This window comes from Maribacter chungangensis, assembly GCF_042676845.1.
Lineage (GTDB): Bacteria > Bacteroidota > Bacteroidia > Flavobacteriales > Flavobacteriaceae > Maribacter > Maribacter chungangensis.
The window spans coordinates 1-15,655 of record NZ_JBHTHY010000007.1; the positions used below are offsets into that span (position 1 = coordinate 1).

The 15,655-nt window shown below is 39.5% G+C and carries 16 protein-coding genes; 6 read left to right on the forward strand and 10 right to left on the reverse strand.

Annotated features, from left to right (window positions below; genetic code table 11):
* Window positions 1-328 precede the first annotated feature (328 nt).
* The gene (locus ACFQZJ_RS10695; protein ID WP_379934436.1) at window positions 329-664 is read right to left on the reverse strand and encodes a winged helix-turn-helix transcriptional regulator; all 336 of its coding nucleotides are present in this window, start codon (window positions 662-664) and stop codon (window positions 329-331) included.
* Window positions 665-752: 88 nt separating this feature from the next.
* Here ACFQZJ_RS10695 and ACFQZJ_RS10700 point away from each other — a divergent pair, with 88 nt between their 5' ends.
* Both ACFQZJ_RS10700 and ACFQZJ_RS10705 read left to right on the forward strand, forming a co-directional pair.
* Window positions 753-1,427, forward strand: coding sequence for an NAD(P)H-dependent oxidoreductase (locus tag ACFQZJ_RS10700; protein ID WP_379934437.1), 675 nt, complete (start codon window positions 753-755; stop codon window positions 1,425-1,427).
* A gap of 814 nt (window positions 1,428-2,241) precedes the next feature.
* A complete protein-coding gene (locus ACFQZJ_RS10705) occupies window positions 2,242-2,832 on the forward strand; it encodes a superoxide dismutase family protein (protein WP_379934438.1) in 591 nt (196 codons plus the stop codon).
* Window positions 2,833-2,945: 113 nt separating this feature from the next.
* On the opposite strand, the gene ACFQZJ_RS10710 is transcribed toward ACFQZJ_RS10705, so the two are convergent.
* Entirely contained in the window at window positions 2,946-4,007 is a 1,062-nt protein-coding gene (locus ACFQZJ_RS10710) for a VOC family protein (RefSeq protein ID WP_379934439.1), read from the reverse strand.
* Between the two features lie 4 nt (window positions 4,008-4,011).
* Window positions 4,012-4,701 (reverse strand): glycosyltransferase, encoded by a 690-nt coding sequence (locus tag ACFQZJ_RS10715; protein WP_379934440.1) that lies wholly within the window; start codon window positions 4,699-4,701, stop codon window positions 4,012-4,014.
* A 181-nt stretch (window positions 4,702-4,882) separates the two neighbouring features.
* Here ACFQZJ_RS10715 and ACFQZJ_RS10720 point away from each other — a divergent pair, with 181 nt between their 5' ends.
* The 3 genes from ACFQZJ_RS10720 to ACFQZJ_RS10730 all read left to right on the forward strand — a co-directional run bounded on the left by ACFQZJ_RS10720 (window position 4,883) and on the right by ACFQZJ_RS10730 (window position 9,635).
* Complete coding sequence (locus ACFQZJ_RS10720; RefSeq protein ID WP_379934442.1) at window positions 4,883-5,686, forward strand: DUF547 domain-containing protein; 804 nt, start codon at window positions 4,883-4,885, stop codon at window positions 5,684-5,686.
* A gap of 124 nt (window positions 5,687-5,810) precedes the next feature.
* Window positions 5,811-8,051, forward strand: coding sequence for an efflux RND transporter permease subunit (locus ACFQZJ_RS10725; protein WP_379934444.1), 2,241 nt, complete (start codon window positions 5,811-5,813; stop codon window positions 8,049-8,051).
* Between the two features lie 384 nt (window positions 8,052-8,435).
* On the forward strand, window positions 8,436-9,635 hold the full coding sequence (locus ACFQZJ_RS10730; protein ID WP_379934445.1) for an LETM1-related biofilm-associated protein: 1,200 nt from the start codon (window positions 8,436-8,438) through the stop codon (window positions 9,633-9,635).
* Between the two features lie 66 nt (window positions 9,636-9,701).
* Here ACFQZJ_RS10730 and ACFQZJ_RS10735 read toward each other — a convergent pair whose 3' ends face one another.
* The 7 genes from ACFQZJ_RS10735 to ACFQZJ_RS10765 form a co-directional block, all read right to left on the reverse strand.
* On the reverse strand, window positions 9,702-10,466 hold the full coding sequence (locus ACFQZJ_RS10735) for a LytR/AlgR family response regulator transcription factor (protein WP_379934446.1): 765 nt from the start codon (window positions 10,464-10,466) through the stop codon (window positions 9,702-9,704).
* 41 nt (window positions 10,467-10,507) lie between these two features.
* Window positions 10,508-10,828 carry a 2TM domain-containing protein gene (locus ACFQZJ_RS10740; protein WP_379934447.1) on the reverse strand — a complete coding sequence of 107 codons (321 nt, stop codon included), beginning with the start codon at window positions 10,826-10,828 and terminating at the stop codon, window positions 10,508-10,510.
* Window positions 10,829-10,855: 27 nt separating this feature from the next.
* Window positions 10,856-11,194 carry a 2TM domain-containing protein gene (locus ACFQZJ_RS10745; RefSeq protein ID WP_379934448.1) on the reverse strand — a complete coding sequence of 113 codons (339 nt, stop codon included), beginning with the start codon at window positions 11,192-11,194 and terminating at the stop codon, window positions 10,856-10,858.
* A complete protein-coding gene (locus ACFQZJ_RS10750; RefSeq protein ID WP_379934449.1) occupies window positions 11,185-11,487 on the reverse strand; it encodes a 2TM domain-containing protein in 303 nt (100 codons plus the stop codon). The genes ACFQZJ_RS10745 and ACFQZJ_RS10750 overlap by 10 nt, the downstream gene beginning before the upstream one ends.
* Window positions 11,488-11,505: 18 nt before the next feature.
* Window positions 11,506-11,787: a 2TM domain-containing protein gene (locus ACFQZJ_RS10755; protein WP_379934450.1), complete on the reverse strand. Its 282-nt coding sequence runs from the start codon at window positions 11,785-11,787 to the stop codon at window positions 11,506-11,508.
* 146 nt (window positions 11,788-11,933) lie between these two features.
* A complete protein-coding gene (locus ACFQZJ_RS10760) occupies window positions 11,934-13,295 on the reverse strand; it encodes a 2TM domain-containing protein (RefSeq protein ID WP_379934451.1) in 1,362 nt (453 codons plus the stop codon).
* Between the two features lie 64 nt (window positions 13,296-13,359).
* Entirely contained in the window at window positions 13,360-13,983 is a 624-nt protein-coding gene (locus ACFQZJ_RS10765) for a hypothetical protein (RefSeq protein ID WP_379934452.1), read from the reverse strand.
* Between the two features lie 114 nt (window positions 13,984-14,097).
* On the opposite strand from ACFQZJ_RS10765, the gene ACFQZJ_RS10770 reads away from it, so the two are divergent.
* On the forward strand, window positions 14,098-15,648 hold the full coding sequence (locus ACFQZJ_RS10770; RefSeq protein ID WP_379934453.1) for an NAD(P)/FAD-dependent oxidoreductase: 1,551 nt from the start codon (window positions 14,098-14,100) through the stop codon (window positions 15,646-15,648).
* Window positions 15,649-15,655: the final 7 nt, after the last annotated feature.

Here is a 15,655-nt window from a genome sequence, read left to right on the forward strand (position 1 = left end):
TACGATCAATCGCCCCATAGGCAAAATCGAAAAGCAACTTTTTTGCCTATCTTGTGCAACAGGCACACCGTATAAAATTAGTTGCTTAAAACAAGCAACTAATCATACACGCAAACCGTTGGGCTTAATTAAAACGATGTACTTTCCTGAAATAGGTTGACCAAAAATTAAACACTTTTAGTACCCTATGGAAACACCTAAGAATGGTGCCTGCCGAAAAAATATTTCACGCTCCCAGGAAATTCCATCCTTTACTTGCGATACCAGGTTAACCTATACCAAAAGAGGAAAGCGTATTTTAGCGTGGTTTAGGCGATGACAAGGAAACTTACTCGGAGTACTTTTCAACCGCAAAAATACCCCAATTTGTAATGGATTGTATTACTGGAATTAAGGTTTCTCCAAATTCGGTTAAAGAGTACTCCACTTTTAACGGTGGTTTTGAAGTGTAAACGGTTCTTTTAATTATTCCGTCTTGTTCCAAGGTTTTTAACTGTAGGCTTAAAGTCCTTTCAGTAACTGTTGGCATTTGTTTTCTTAACTCATTGTACCTTAACTCGCCTTCCATTAAATGAAATAAGATTACGGTCTTCCACTTACCCCCTATCATTCCCATTGTTAAGCTTGCACAACAAGGATACTGCTTCCCTTTAAATGTATACATAATTAAAATTATACTATCATTTTTGACCGTTATTGCAAAGGTAAAATACTATACTTACTTTTGCAACTATAAAAAATATAGTAGTAAAATGGATATACCGAATGTTTCAAAAAAAGATATTATAAAAGCATTTCAATATAGACACGCAACCAAAGAATTTGACGTTACCAAAAAATTATCCGACGACGATATTAATTTTATACTACAAACTGCTCGCTTATCCCCTAGTTCGTTTGGATTTGAACCTTGGCATTTTATTGTAGTTCAAGACAAAGCATTGCGTGAATTATTAAAACCGGTAGCATGGGGAGCTCCTTTAAAATTGGATACTGCGAGTCACTTTGTTTTGGGTTTGAGCATGAAGGCACCGATGATAAAATGGAATTCGGACTACATTGCCTATATGATGAGAGAAGTAAAGCAATTTTCAGAGGAAGTAATTGAAGTATATTTAAAATTCTACAGAGAATTTCAACAGCGTGATTTTGATTTGGATACTGACAAAAAACTTTTTGACTGGGCTTCAAAACAGACCTACATCGCCTTAGGGAATATGATGACCGCTGGCGCTTTAAACGGAATAGATAGTTGCCCAATCGAAGGGTTCCATCAAGAAAAAGCTGAAGTACTTTTAAGGGAAAAGTTCGGAGTGGATACAGATAAATATGGCTTATCTTTTATGGTAGCTTTCGGCTATAGAAAAGAACAACCGCCCCATGAAAAATCAAGACGAAATTTTAGCGATATTATAACTTGGAAATAAGTTGCTTTTTTAAGGAAGCCATTTAAACTTTTTCCGTTGGCTAAAAAATTGCTCCTTTTCACCGCGCGCTGCAGCTAGCTCCTCATTCAAAAGCCAAATAGTTGGCTTTTGTTTCGGCCCGGTCTTATTTACCTTCCGTAGCGATGCTATGCAACTCAAAAAAGTCCTCAAAGGTTCAAAAAATCACTAATTTTTGCTTGAACACGAAAAGTTTATACAAATTTAAGTTTTGAACGTCGTATTGAAAATTTGAATTAGTTTATTCTCAGTTTAGGAATAAAATCTAAGCATAGCATTAGCTATGGTTCTATTTTATGACGACAAATGAGTAAAAAAGAAACTTGTTTTATGCGACATCTGGAATTTAAATTGGTATTAAACCACTTCAAAAACAAATCACCGATTATACACTAAAACTAGTCCTGCAAAAGTAACAGCGATATGCCTAAGTAATTATGACGGACAATACTTTTGTTTAATCTCTTGCACTAACAAAATCAAGTAAATAAATCCAAGCGATTTTCCACAAAAAATTATGTCTAAACAAACTAGCAGGGTATTCGCAAGAAAACCATCCAATTATTACAGCGCAAAATCCAGTTTAAAACGACCATTGTAAATACTATTTAACGCTCTACCAGAGCGTAAAACACCTGAATTGTACCTCATAAAATATCTATTCCAAACTAAAATATTACCAGAAGTAGCCGCAAGAATCGAATATTGTTAAAATCATTTTGATATGAGCATCCATTCGCCATATATTTTCTTAATTTTATTCCTACTTTAGAATAATTTCATAAAAACAAGGACAATGAAAAAGATATTCAAGTTTCAATTAGCAGCTTTGGCAGTATTGGCAGTCGTTAGCTGTAAAGAGGTAAAAAAAGAAGCAACTGATGCCGCAACGAAGGTTGAGGCTGTTGTAGAAGAGGTAAAAGAAGAAGTGATGGCCCAGAACATCACCTTTAAGATGGAACCAAAAAGCGGCAGCGAAGTTACCGGGGAAGTTAGCTTTACCGAGGAAAACGGAACAGTCTCCATGACCGGAACCTTTAGCGGTCTTAGTGAAGGTGAGCACGCCATTCATATTCACCAGACAGCGGATTGTTCTTCGGACGATGGCACTTCTACCGGTGGACATTGGAACCCTACCAACGAGCCACATGGTGCATGGGGAGACAAAGAAGGATACCACAAAGGGGATATTGGGAACATGACCGCAGATAAGGACGGTAATGCAATCATAGAATTTTCTACAGATCAGTGGTGTATTGGCTGTGAGGATGAAAATAAAAACATTGTAGGTAAAGCGATAATCGTACATCAAGGTGTGGATGATTTTACATCACAGCCTAGTGGTGCCGCCGGAGCCCGCGTAAGCTGTACCGGTATAATTCAGTAAACGAAAGTTCAACAGTTAAAGGCCCTGGTAAAAACGGTTTCCCATATTTTTGGCATTCTGTTTTTACAAGGGCTTTTTTGTGCTAACATCTGCCGATCGGTGTTAATCCCATATTAGAGATTACTTTTTATTCTATGAAGTTTCAAGGTTTTTACCAACCATCTAGGTAGTGCTTTTTCGGGGTTTCGCTTGTTTAGGTTCAAAAATATACCCAGAGTTTTAAGGATAGGGACTTTATGGGTTTCTACAAACTCTATAAGCGTACCGTCCGGGTCTTCCACATAACTAAAGTGTCCGGCCGCATCGCCCATATCAAAGGAGTTGGCGCTATCAACTGTAAATCCATGTCCTAGCTGCGCTGCTTTTTCGCGTAAAGCTGCCATACCATGGACATCAAAACAAATATGAATAAAACCAAGGTCTCCCCAAAGCCGGTTTTCATAGATTTTGTTGGGTACCCTATCCAAGGATTGGATGAGTTCTAATTCCGTAGGCCCCAATAAGTCCCCAAATCCTCCAAACTTGGGTCTTGCGTGTTGCAACAGCACCCTTCTAAACCTACCTTTCGTCCCAGTTTCCGAGGATAATGGCAACAGTACCGTTTCATCTATAATGGTTTCCTTGTACCCAAGCAATTGGCTATAAAATGCGAGGGATGTATCCATATCGGATACACCCAGAACGGCACCCATTACTCCTCCCGAGGCACTAGCAGTAGTACAAAACTCATAGGTATCCTGAACCACTTGCACCCGATTACCCCATGGGTCAACAAAATAAAAGAATTCTCTTTCTGTAGCGTTAGCACCAATTTCAGATAAGTAACTTAGGTCAAGGTTCAATAACGTCTTGTGTGTAGATGAAATATCCGTACTTCTTAACGTCATTGCGTTAATGCCTAAATCGCCTTGCTGAACCCGTTTTTCCGGCGGAGTGGGAACACGATCTTTGAACTGCCATATTTCTAGACCACCGCCACCGGTCATGTTCAAGGATAAGAAGGCTTCTCTTCTTTGTGCTTGACCCTTGGTATAGTTGGTCATTAGGCTAGCCGTTGCTTCGTCTCGAAACAGTAAAATATCAAATCCTAAGTACTTTCGGTACCAATTAAATACATCCTTTGTATCCGCTACTCCAATTCCTATCTGTTGTATACCGTTTATAATGACTTCCATACTATTACCTGCGAATCAATTTATCGTGAATGGACTTTAATTTACTGGTGGGATATCCAAAATTAAAAAGTAACACTAATAGTAAATTGGATATGTTGACCCGAAGATAGGAATTACGTTCATACTTTCGTGCAGATACTACAAGATTGCTTTTTATGATGGTATATGGGACCTTAGCACGTTTCATTCGTTTAAAAAAGTCGAAATCTTCCATCAACAGTTGCGCTTCGTTGAACCTGTTTAACTGTTCAAAAATAGATGTACGAATAAAAAGACATTGGTCGCCCCCACCCGTAAAAATACCATCATGTCCGGTGAAAGAGGCGTTAATATTCAACCAAAAGTTGTCTTTATCAAATATGTAGGAAAAGAAACCTGCATCAAAATTGCTAGTTAGCGTACTTTTTATATCCTTTAAAAAAGTTGCCGGGGGTTTTACATCCGCATGTAAAAAAACCAGTGTATTCCCTTTTGCAAGCATAGAACCTTCGTTCATTTGGGCAGCTCTTCCCTTTTTACGGCACCTTAACCATTGTACCTCTAAATTAACCTTGGCCGTATCCGCCGCTATACTTTCGGGCGATAATGCAATAATTATTTCCGCATCCCCGATACCGGCTACCGTTTCCATAGTTTTAAGCAATGCTATTAAATTATTTTCCTCGTTATGAGCGGGAACAATTATACTGATCATGCAATTAAAGGTTTTATGGAAGATTATACCGTTTTTCGACTTAACCGAAATTAGCATAGCTTTGATCGTTTATAAAACTACATAAAACGAACGTAATGGGTTTAATTCTGCTAAGAAAACGCCTTAGTACGAAAGGTAATGGCATAATTACGACCTATTAAGGAACAGATTAACCTCGTTAATGATAACCAGTATTATGAGCTACATCAATTACCTATTATCCTTTGTCTTTTTGATATTAATCTCGTGCAGCCATCCGGCGGAGGCACAGACGAGCACTGCCAAACCCCTCGATTTTAACGCACTGTCCGAAACACTATTGCAAGACATACAGGCGAACAAAAACACCAAGGCCATACAACACACCCTTGCAAAAACAACCATCTCCGAGCTAGCGAATACGCTCGATACCGATGCAAAACGATTTGCCTTTTGGACGAACATCTACAACGCCTACATTCTCATACTTCTTAAAGAGCAACCGGAACTGTATGATGACCGTGGAACTTTTTTTAAAAAGGAGCAGATAAAAATTGCGGGCAAAAGCGTTTCTTTTGCCACCATAGAACATGGCATACTAAGAAAATCGCAATGGGAGTATGGGCTTGGCTATGTTCGTAAATGGTTTCCCAATAAGTTTGAACGAAAATTGCGGGTAAACAAAAGAGACTATCGCATTCATTTTGCACTTAATTGTGGCGCAAAGGATTGTCCTCCGGTAGCAATTTACGAATGGGAACGATTAGAGGAACAGTTTACAAAAGGTACTGCGGAATTTTTAAAAAATACTACGGTATATTCTGAAGATAAAAAAGAAGTCGCAGTAACCTCTTTATTTAGTTGGTTTCGAGGTGATTTTGGAGGTAAAAACGGAGTAAAAAAAATATTGATGGAACAAGGCTTGATACCATACACAAAAGGTATGGACCTTAGTTATAAAAACTACGATTGGACACTGGATATCGATAATTTCACAAAGCTTTAAACCATTCGAAAAATAGAAAGGTAGTTGAGACACACCAGCCATGGGGTTTATACCCCACAATTGAATTTCTTTCATTAATTTGCGCACCAATGAACGTAAGCACCCCCAACACCCGGAACAGGCTATGAAAAGTCTGGCTTTTCTACGAAAAATAAGTATTGTAGTATTTCTTGCCCTAGGAATCTTGTCGGCCTCCGTCGTTGGGGACCTAAAATTTTCCTTTGATTTTAGTCAATTTTTTCCCGAAGAAGACCCTGACCTCACCTTCTACAATGAATTTGTTGCCGAATTTGGAACGGACGACAACTTTTTGCTCATCGCCGTTAAAAATGAGAACAATGTTTTTGAACAAGCTTTTCTACAACGTTTTAAATCTTTTTCAGAGGAAAGTAGATCCTTCAAATTTGTAACGGAAAACAGTTCCTTAACCACGTTATCCTATCCGCTAAAGACATCTTTCGGATACACCTCCTTACCTATTATTCATATTACCGATACCACACAATACCAAAAGGACTGGAACAAGATACAGGAAGACGACCTCTTTGTAAACGTATTGATAGACGAAAAAGCAAACTCCCTCCTACTGGCACTTAGCACGGAAGACAATCTGGATTACGAGCAATCCGAACTATTGTTGAACCAAGTAAGAACTTCTCTTAAGGAGCATCGTTTTATCGACTACCATATTCTAGGAAGGGCTTTCTTCTATGAAGCCATTGTAGAAATGCAAAAAAGCGAGGTCCTTAAGACCACCATCATAGCATCGATACTCGTGTTTATCATTTTATTATTGGTGTACCGAAGCATGCCCGTTGTGCTCATCTCTGTAAGTTCCATTGCATTATCCCTACTGTTGTTCATGGGCATGTTGGCCGTTCTAGGAAAGGAACTGAACGCTATGGCATCTTTTTATCCCGTACTCATGCTTATTGTAGGCACGTCCGATGTCATTCATCTGACGGATAGTTTTATTCGTAAAATACAAGGTGGGACAGATAAATATGCGGCAATACGTTCTTCTCTTAAAGAAGTAGGTCTTACCACCTTGTTAACCTCGGTAACGACTGCAATAGGTTTTATTACACTTATCTCCTCCAGACTAGTAAGTATACGCGAATTTGGCATCAACGCCGCCATGGGTGTTATGGTCGCCTACGTAACGGTCATCTGTTTTACCGGGGCGCTATTGATCAGTATGCCCAAAAGACGACTTGTTGGACAAAAAAGTGTCTCCAAAAAATGGGTAGCCCATTTATTAGGTGTAAACCATCTTACGAAGAAACACCCCAACACCATAATCATAGGCGCTGTCCTGTTTGCCTTGTTCTGTGTTTACGGGGTAAGTCTTATTACCACCAACCATGAGTTTAAAAATGCCCTGCCCAACCATAGCAAAATAGCCACCGACTTTATTTTTTTCCAGGAGAACTACGCAGGGTTTAGGCCGTTGGAAATTGCGATTTTAGCCAAAAACGGGCATCAAGTGACGGATTATGAGGTAGCCGTGGAAATTGAAAAATTAACGGAACATCTAAACGGCATCCGAACCATAGGGAACCTGCAATCGCCCAACCTGCCCTACAAAATAATCCACAAGGCGAATAATTTAAATAAGTCGGACTTCCTACGCTTACCCGATAATAAGGCAACCTTTATCAAATATCAAAAAGATGTAAACAAACTAGCTCGCAAGCAACTGGGACGGTTCGTAAACAAAGCCAAGGACAAAGCAAGAATAAATGCCAAACTCCAAGATGTAGGTACGGACAGCCTTAAAAGACTATACGCCTACATAGAACACTTTGCCAATACCGAGACCGATACCACAAAAATGATGGTTAAAGTTACCGGAAAGAGTATGCTGTTGGACAAAAACTCCGAATACATACGCAAAAGCCTTTTGGAGGGACTTTTCTACGGCCTTATCATTATAGCAATCATCATGGTATTGGTGTTCAGGGATTTTAAAATGTTCTTGATTTCCTTGGTACCCAATGTCCTACCCATGTTATTTGCGGGCAGTATCCTTGGATTCTTGGGAATCCCTTTAGAAGCGGGATTATCGGTTATTTTTGCTATTGTATTCGGTATCGCTGTAGACGATACCATTCATTTTCTTGGCAAGTACAAACTGGGAATCACACAAGGATTATCAAAAGAAGCGGCGCTGGAAAAAACATTTACCCATACCGGCAGGGCCCTCGTCATTACAACGATTATTCTTTTTTTCGGATTCATGGTAATGTTGTTCTCCATACACCAACCCAGCATAACAATAGGAATAATCATAAGTGTCACCTTGGTCGCGGCCCTTGTCATAGACCTTCTACTACTTCCCGTATTACTGAGAAAGTTTACCTAAACAATCCTGTTTTTTCCGTTAATGGTACGTTGCAGCGAACGGTAGGCCAAGATACTTTTGCCGATCATAAAAGCCATAGCTATAACCCATAGAGAGAAGAGAAGATATTCCATATAGTAGATTAAAGGTTGGTTTCTGTTAGATAATACATTGGTATCCATTTATCGCTAAAAAGCTTATAAAATAGCAATGAAGCGTCTTTCATCGATAAAAATATACTTTTCATCAGTAACATTCTTAAAAAAACCTTAATTTTCGATGAATTACACACTTTTACCATAAACCTCGGAATACAAGCCCATTCTCAAAGCTTTGACCCGTGAAAATGTGCTAATATGCTGAATTTAGAGTAATTTGGTCTCCTAATTATAATTAACCAACACCATGAACCCGTCGTCTAGCGGTTGGATATCGAAATTTGAATCGGTCATTGAGGAGTTTCAGGATACGTATACCGACTTTTCCATGTTGTATTCCGATTTGAAACGTACGGGTTTTGTCTACGGAATAAACACGGAAGTACCATCGTTTATCCTTTCCGAACATACCTTATCGGAAGATGAGAAGGCAAAACTAAATCTGTTCACCGCGTTGTACTATACCTATAGACTGGAAAGCAATAACAATTTTAAACAGTTTTTAGAAGACCTGTTCGCATTCTACGATACCCTACGCGTAGCAAATATGACCTTTTTAGGTAAACTGTTAAGCGGCAATACGACCATTGCTAAACTAGAAAAGCTTATTGATTCACGTGTTTATTTAGAGGACAATGTCATCAGCAAAACCTTTAATAGCATCATTACCAATTCGCTTTTATTTACTGATATTTTATTGTTCAAAAGGTATTTGAACAATTCGGTGGGGATAAAGACCTATGCATATAACTTAGAATACTTAGCGATAAATGTGACGTATCACGCATTAAACTCAAAACAAAAGAACAAAAAGGACGAAAAACTGGCAGAGCTTTTTGGCGCCAGCCTATCGTTTATAAATCCGGAAACGCAATCCTTTGATGGCTCTTACAGGGAACTCTTGTTAAAGGAACGGCCTGTTTGTGAAAATGTTTACTTGTTGGATATGGCCTGCCTAACCGTTTGGGAAGATTACTCCTTGGACTACAAGGAGTCCAAATTCATTTTTGATATTGGAAAGGAGTTGAAAATGTCCTACGAGACCATTGCAAGGTCATTGGAAGATGTAACAAATTTCTTTGACAAAAATGCTAAAATAGTTCCCTTTCTTAAGGACGATAACCTTGCCATAAAGTTTTACGATAGTATGAGCAAGGTGGTGAACAAGCTTATTTTAAGGAACAGTAAACGGCTCCAAAAAGAACTTTCGGAGAGTGCGGAACTGGTAGCCCTTTTAAGCAAATCTACCGTACGGGACCTAACAAAAGAGGAGAAGAAAAAAGTTCAAAATCAGCTTATAGACATCTTTAAAAGCATCCCTTCCTTAGCTATTTTTATTCTTCCCGGAGGTGCTGTTCTACTCCCTATTTTCATTAAATTAGTGCCGAAGTTATTACCCTCTTCCTTTGACGAGAACAGGGTTGAAAAAAACAAAGAAAACAAGTGAATTCATTATAATAGAAAAAATCTATAGCTATGATTAACTATTTTTAAATCAATATATTAACATCTATTACTCTAACCAAAGCTTAAAGTCTTTTACGCGCTCCCTACTCACAATAATTTCTTGGTCCTTAACGTTGTTCAGCTTAATTTGAAGGCGAGAATTGGTATAGGAAATGATATCTTTGATGTGATTGATATTGACGTAAAACTTCCTACTAACGCGAAAGAAAATCTTGGGTTCCAACTCGGTTTCCAAATGCTCTAAAGTAGTATCCAAAAGATAATTTCTACCATCGGTCGTTGCCGCATAGGTTCCTTTGTTTTCGCTATAAAAACACGCTACCTCATCGGCATTTATAATTTTAAGGTGCTGCCCTACCCTGGACGTAAATCGTTTTTTGAATTCACGCTCCACGGGGTTTACCAACAACTTTTTAATATCCTCAAAATCGAGTGCCAATTTTGGTGCAGGCGCATCTGGTTTAAAACGCGACTTGTATTTTTTAACAGCGTTTTCCAAGTCTTCATCGTCAATCGGTTTTAACAGATAATCTATACTGTTCAGCTTAAAAGCCTGCAAGGCATATTCATCAAAAGCGGTGGTAAAAATAATGGCACTGTGCACCTCTATCACATCAAAGATTTCAAAGGAAAGTCCGTCCGACAATTGTATATCCAGAAAAATAAGATCGGGGTGCTCGTTGGTTTGAAACCAGTCTATAGCATCTTCAACGGAATGTAACATCGTCGATACTTCTACGTTCAAATCGGTCAACATTCTATTTAGTCTTCTTGCAGCCGGTTTTTCGTCTTCAATAATTATGGTTCTCATTGGTTGGCTTAATTTAATTACGTCTGTATTGCTATTTGGTTTTAGTCGCCGCTTTCGCTCAAATATTTTTTAATCTGGCGTTGCTCCCATTCCTTTTTGAACAAAGGCCAGTTACCTAGCACGTTTAAAGCATGTATTACGAGAATAACACCCCAGATAATGGTCGTGCCAAAAACGTTCCAATCTATCCACTCCAAAAACTTGGGATTATCAAAGGTGCTTTCATTAATGAGGATAATCGTAAACTTATTACGCAACAGGTAGAGTAAGATATTAACAATTACGAAAACCGCCAAGTGATTATAAAAGCCCCTTAAGGCGATTACCCGCAACTTGGCTCTTTCATATTTTGAAATATTCATAGTTTCTTTTATTTTTAGATTGAAGTCTTATCTGAATTTTTCTGATTCCTTTTTATACTTCTCCATATATTTTTTAATTTGACGTTCCTCCCATTTCTTACTGAAAAGCGGACTAAAATTATAGACCTTGGCAGCGTGAAACCCTAGGCCTATACCCCAAAAGATAGCGGTGGAGAAGGACGCAAAACTAAAAAAGGCTTCACCAAAGCTTTCACCTCCATTGATTCTGGCAATAACCGTTACCGAGGTAATAAAGATATTTACCAAAACATATACAATGAGATGAATATAAAAACCCTTTAGTTCGTCTACCTGTTTTTTGGCACGTATCAGTTTATCTGTACTATTCCTATATTTTAGTTCCATTTTTTGCGTTTTTCGTCTTCCTTCATTAATTCCTGAATCTTGCGCTCTTCCCAGTTCTTTCCCATAAAAGGATTCAGGTTAAAAATTTTAATAGCCTTGAAGAGCAGACTAAGACTTACGCCGAACACTACCCATAAAAACCAAGGATTGGCCCATTCGTTAAGATAGTAATTAATACCTCCGGTAATCGCTATTGCGGTAAGGCCGGAACCGACCTTGCCATAAAATTTTTTAAGCGTATCGACTCTTTCTTGTGCCCTATAATATTTATGCTCTTCTTGTTTATTTTCCATGATGATATGTTCTTTTGCTTATTGCTTTTGCATGAACTCTTTTATTTTTCGCTCTTCCCAATCCTTGCCAAAGAACGGATTGTATTCGTAGGCACTTAATCCGTGCATAAGAAGACCAAAGCCCCAACCCAAGGCCGGGAAAAGAAACCAGGCAAAACTTGTGGTATTATAATTTATAAAAGCGAGTACCGGTATCACAATACAATAGGCCAATAAATTCCCATAAAAGCCTTTTATGTTTTCCACTTTTTCCTTTGCTTTTAAATACTTGTTGTTTGCGTTTACATCTTGATTTTCCATTTTTATATGTTTTAAAATTAATTTTTCTTACACTTCAAATTTGCGAAAGAAAGCCTGTAATCTAAAAAAGGAAATACCCAATTGTAATTTATTACCGCTGAACTGTTATTACCGGTGTTATACACCCCATACAGGTTAGGGGTAAATCAAAAATTTTCGTCATCCATATACTGTTTGATCTTGCGCTCCTCCCAAGACTTTCCTAAAATAGGATTGTAACCATACGCCTGTAAACCATGCCCCAATAGCCCAAAACCCCAACCAATTGCCGGAAATAGAAACCAAGCAAAACTAGTAGTTCTGTAGTTTATATAGATCAATATGGGTATAACAATTAGGTAAGAGGTCAAATTCCCATAAAAGCCTTTTATGGCCTGTACGCGCTCTTTTGCCTTCTCGTAACGCTTATCCTCAATATAAGATTCCTGTGTTTCAATAACAGCCGTACTTTTGGACAGCATAGGTAAATGAACATTAAAGTTAGACGTGGTTTTTTCTATGCGTACCTCCCTATCCGTAAGTATATGGTACCGTTGCCGTATGTTCTGCAGACCAACACCGGTACTCTTTTTTACCACCTGCTTTTCTTGCAGATTATTACTGATCACCAACATATTGTTAACCTCTTCCACTTTGATCAACAAAGGTTTTTTAGCAGTTACGATGTTGTGTTTTACCGCATTCTCCAATAATAATTGAAGGGATAAGGGAACGATTTTGGCCTCGGGATTTGAGCAACTATCCGGAATTTCCAGATGTATACTGTCCTCAAATCGCATTTTCAATAATTTCATATAGGTCCTTGCGAACTGTAGTTCCTCATCTACCGTAACCAAATCCTTGTTCTTTTGTTCCAGCACATAACGATACACTTTGGATAAGGAGGTGGTAAACTTTTGTGCCTGGGTAGGATCTTCTTCAATAAGACTTGTGAGGACATTTAAACTATTGAACAAAAAATGGGGGTCCAATTGATTCTTTAGTGCATCGAATTTTGCAGATGCAGTACCCGCAATGATCTTTTGTTCCTTGACCTTGGTATCTTGGAGGGCTTTGTAGAAATAAAACGCATGTAAAATAGCGGATACCAGAATAGCAATGACCAATACGAATACATAGTCGGAAATTTCCTCGTTATTGATAAATTGCACAACACTGGCACTATAAAACACAACCTCTTCCAGCATCCTTGCGATACCATAAGCGAAAACCGTTAGTAAAATAGATCCAATAGCACCGGACCATAATCGTTTTTGGGTCTCTTCTTCCCAACTATATCTTTGGGTTATATACTGATGAAAGTAAATGTTGGTAGCCGTAATAATTAAAGCATATACAAAGCTGATCGCCGACCCGATAAGCTGGTCCATCCAAACGATGCCCTCATTAAAACTGCTGAGGACCCTCCAAACGAATATCCCAGCGGTAATGTATAGACTTACCCTTAAGACCCTCCAAACAACTATTTTATTTTTGTTTTCCATCTTTGCCCGGTTGGAACTTTTCATTCACGTACACTTTAGAAACTATCCATAATTATCTGATCAGGCTTTCCTTTAATTGATTTTCGAATTATTGCCTGCAATCGTCAAGTACCTGTTCCGCCCTTTCTTTGCCCCAATTTGGGTAAAAAGCCGTTTCTGCCTTAAAGGTATCAAAAAGTTCCAAGGAACGCTCAATATCATTACAGTAGGGCGCGGTGTCCTTACCAAAATATGCAGCTGATCCCATATCCCATTCCGCCTTTGAGAAGACCACCCTTGGGTTTTCTGGCGCCAATTCCAGTGCTTGAGCATAAATGGCCGCTACTTTACCCGAAAGTGTCATGCCATAAGTGGCACCGTCAAAAGCGATCCATGCGGTGTGGGTCATGGCCTGCTGCACCAATATTTCCGGGTTGTTGGGCGATATTCGGTTGGCTATATCTATAAACTGCTGTGCCTTTTCCAGCTTTTGGGTTAATTTCTCCTTGTTTCGCTCCCCAAAAGCGGCGATGGTATTTATAGATGCCACATAATAGTGGGGCAACCAATTATCCATTTCCGCATTTGCAATGCGTTCGAACATATTGGAGGCCTCTACATTTTTACCTTCGCCCCAAAGCTCAAATGCTTTTTGCATTCCTTTGGTATAGGCGTCTTGGGCAATCCCTGCTGTAGTTATGAATAGGAATAAAATCAGAATTACTTTTTTCATGATATCGGTTTTTATGAATGATTAGATATCAAATTTCAGCCTATGATGGCGTGTACAGAAAAAAGATGCGCCCAGTTGTCGATTTTAAAGACCGAATTGCGGTAATTTTGTACTGTGATCAAAAACCTACAGCTACGATTGTCCTTGACCGAGGAAGCCCAAGAGGGCAGCCTTAAAAATAGAACGGCCCAATTTTTAGGTTTGGGCGACCAAGCCTTCGCCGTAAAAATACTTCGAAAATCGATTGACGCCCGAAAACCGGAAATCGTTTTCAACTATAAGCTAGCCGTTTATATTGGGGAAGATGCACCCAAAGAAAATTACGCATTTGATTACAAGGATGTTTCCAAGGCAAAACCGGTGCATATCATCGGTTTCGGTCCTGCCGGTATGTGGGCTGCCCTACGTTGCTTGGAATTGGGCTACAAGCCTATTGTCCTGGAACGGGGCAAAGACGTACAAGAACGACGAAGGGATTTGAAAGCAATAAATCGCGACCATATTGTAGGTGAAGATTCCAATTACTGTTTTGGCGAAGGCGGTGCCGGTACCTATTCGGACGGAAAACTGTACACCCGCAGCCTAAAACGCGGCGATGTACGCCGTGTTTTCGAAAGTTTGGTACACCACGGTGCTACGGAACAGATTCTCATAGATGCCCATCCTCATATTGGCACCAATAAACTTCCGAAAATCGTTCAGAATATTCGCGAAACGATTATCGAATGCGGAGGTGAAATTCACTTTAACTCGAAAGTAACGGATTTCATCATAGACAAGAATCAACTGAAAGCCATTATCTTAGATGACACCAAAGAACTAGAAACGAAACGGGTAATCCTAGCCACCGGACACTCTGCCCGTGATATTTTTGAATTGCTGCACAAGAAAAACATCGCCTTAAAGGCAAAATCCTTTGCCATGGGCGTGCGTGTAGAGCATCCGCAACATATCATCGATTCCATACAATACCATTGTTCAGGAGATCGGAACAAATTGCTTCCGGCAGCGGCCTACAGTCTGGTGCATCAGGTAAAAAACAGAGGGGTATATTCTTTTTGCATGTGCCCTGGCGGATTCATCGTGCCCGCGGCAACAGCTCCGGGTGAAGTCGTTGTAAACGGCATGTCGCCATCCAAAAGAAATAATCTATATGCCAATTCGGGTATTGTCGTAGAAATCAATGTCGACGAGGACATTCCCAAACTCGAGAAATTTGGTGCTTTAAAAGGCTTGGAATATCAAAAGAGCCTAGAACGCTTGGCCTTTACATCGGGCGGAAGAACACAGACCGCTCCCGCACAACGATTAACGGATTTTGTGGACGGTAAACTATCCTCCGACCTCAACCCCACCAGTTACCAACCCGGTCTAAAATCCGCACCTATGCATTCTTTATTACCTAAACTGATTGGCAGTAGATTGCGACAAGGCTTTGCGGAATTCGGAAAAAAAATGCACGGCTACCATACTTCCGAGGCCAATATCATTGGTGTGGAATCGCGTACTTCCTCTCCGGTGACCATTCCCAGAAACGAACACTTGGAGCATCCACAGATAAAAGGGCTTTTTCCTTGTGGAGAAGGTGGTGGTTATGCCGGTGGCATTGTATCCGCGGCCATGGATGGCGAACGATGTGCGGAGGCCGCAGTTGCGGGTTTATAAGCTAATT

Bases quoted from the DNA above. Each gene is read 5' to 3' on its own strand.
- ACFQZJ_RS10695 (WP_379934436.1), bottom strand. From the start codon at position 664: ATGTATACATTTAAAGGGAAGCAGTATCCTTGTTGTGCAAGCTTAACA.
- ACFQZJ_RS10700 (WP_379934437.1), top strand. From the start codon at position 753: ATGGATATACCGAATGTTTCAAAAAAAGATATTATAAAAGCATTTCAA.
- ACFQZJ_RS10705 (WP_379934438.1), top strand. From the start codon at position 2,242: ATGAAAAAGATATTCAAGTTTCAATTAGCAGCTTTGGCAGTATTGGCA.
- ACFQZJ_RS10710 (WP_379934439.1), bottom strand. From the start codon at position 4,007: ATGGAAGTCATTATAAACGGTATACAACAGATAGGAATTGGAGTAGCG.
- ACFQZJ_RS10715 (WP_379934440.1), bottom strand. From the start codon at position 4,701: ATGATCAGTATAATTGTTCCCGCTCATAACGAGGAAAATAATTTAATA.
- ACFQZJ_RS10720 (WP_379934442.1), top strand. From the start codon at position 4,883: ATGATAACCAGTATTATGAGCTACATCAATTACCTATTATCCTTTGTC.
- ACFQZJ_RS10725 (WP_379934444.1), top strand. From the start codon at position 5,811: ATGAAAAGTCTGGCTTTTCTACGAAAAATAAGTATTGTAGTATTTCTT.
- ACFQZJ_RS10730 (WP_379934445.1), top strand. From the start codon at position 8,436: ATGAACCCGTCGTCTAGCGGTTGGATATCGAAATTTGAATCGGTCATT.
- ACFQZJ_RS10735 (WP_379934446.1), bottom strand. From the start codon at position 10,466: ATGAGAACCATAATTATTGAAGACGAAAAACCGGCTGCAAGAAGACTA.
- ACFQZJ_RS10740 (WP_379934447.1), bottom strand. From the start codon at position 10,828: ATGAATATTTCAAAATATGAAAGAGCCAAGTTGCGGGTAATCGCCTTA.
- ACFQZJ_RS10745 (WP_379934448.1), bottom strand. From the start codon at position 11,194: ATGGAACTAAAATATAGGAATAGTACAGATAAACTGATACGTGCCAAA.
- ACFQZJ_RS10750 (WP_379934449.1), bottom strand. From the start codon at position 11,487: ATGGAAAATAAACAAGAAGAGCATAAATATTATAGGGCACAAGAAAGA.
- ACFQZJ_RS10755 (WP_379934450.1), bottom strand. From the start codon at position 11,787: ATGGAAAATCAAGATGTAAACGCAAACAACAAGTATTTAAAAGCAAAG.
- ACFQZJ_RS10760 (WP_379934451.1), bottom strand. From the start codon at position 13,295: ATGAAAAGTTCCAACCGGGCAAAGATGGAAAACAAAAATAAAATAGTT.
- ACFQZJ_RS10765 (WP_379934452.1), bottom strand. From the start codon at position 13,983: ATGAAAAAAGTAATTCTGATTTTATTCCTATTCATAACTACAGCAGGG.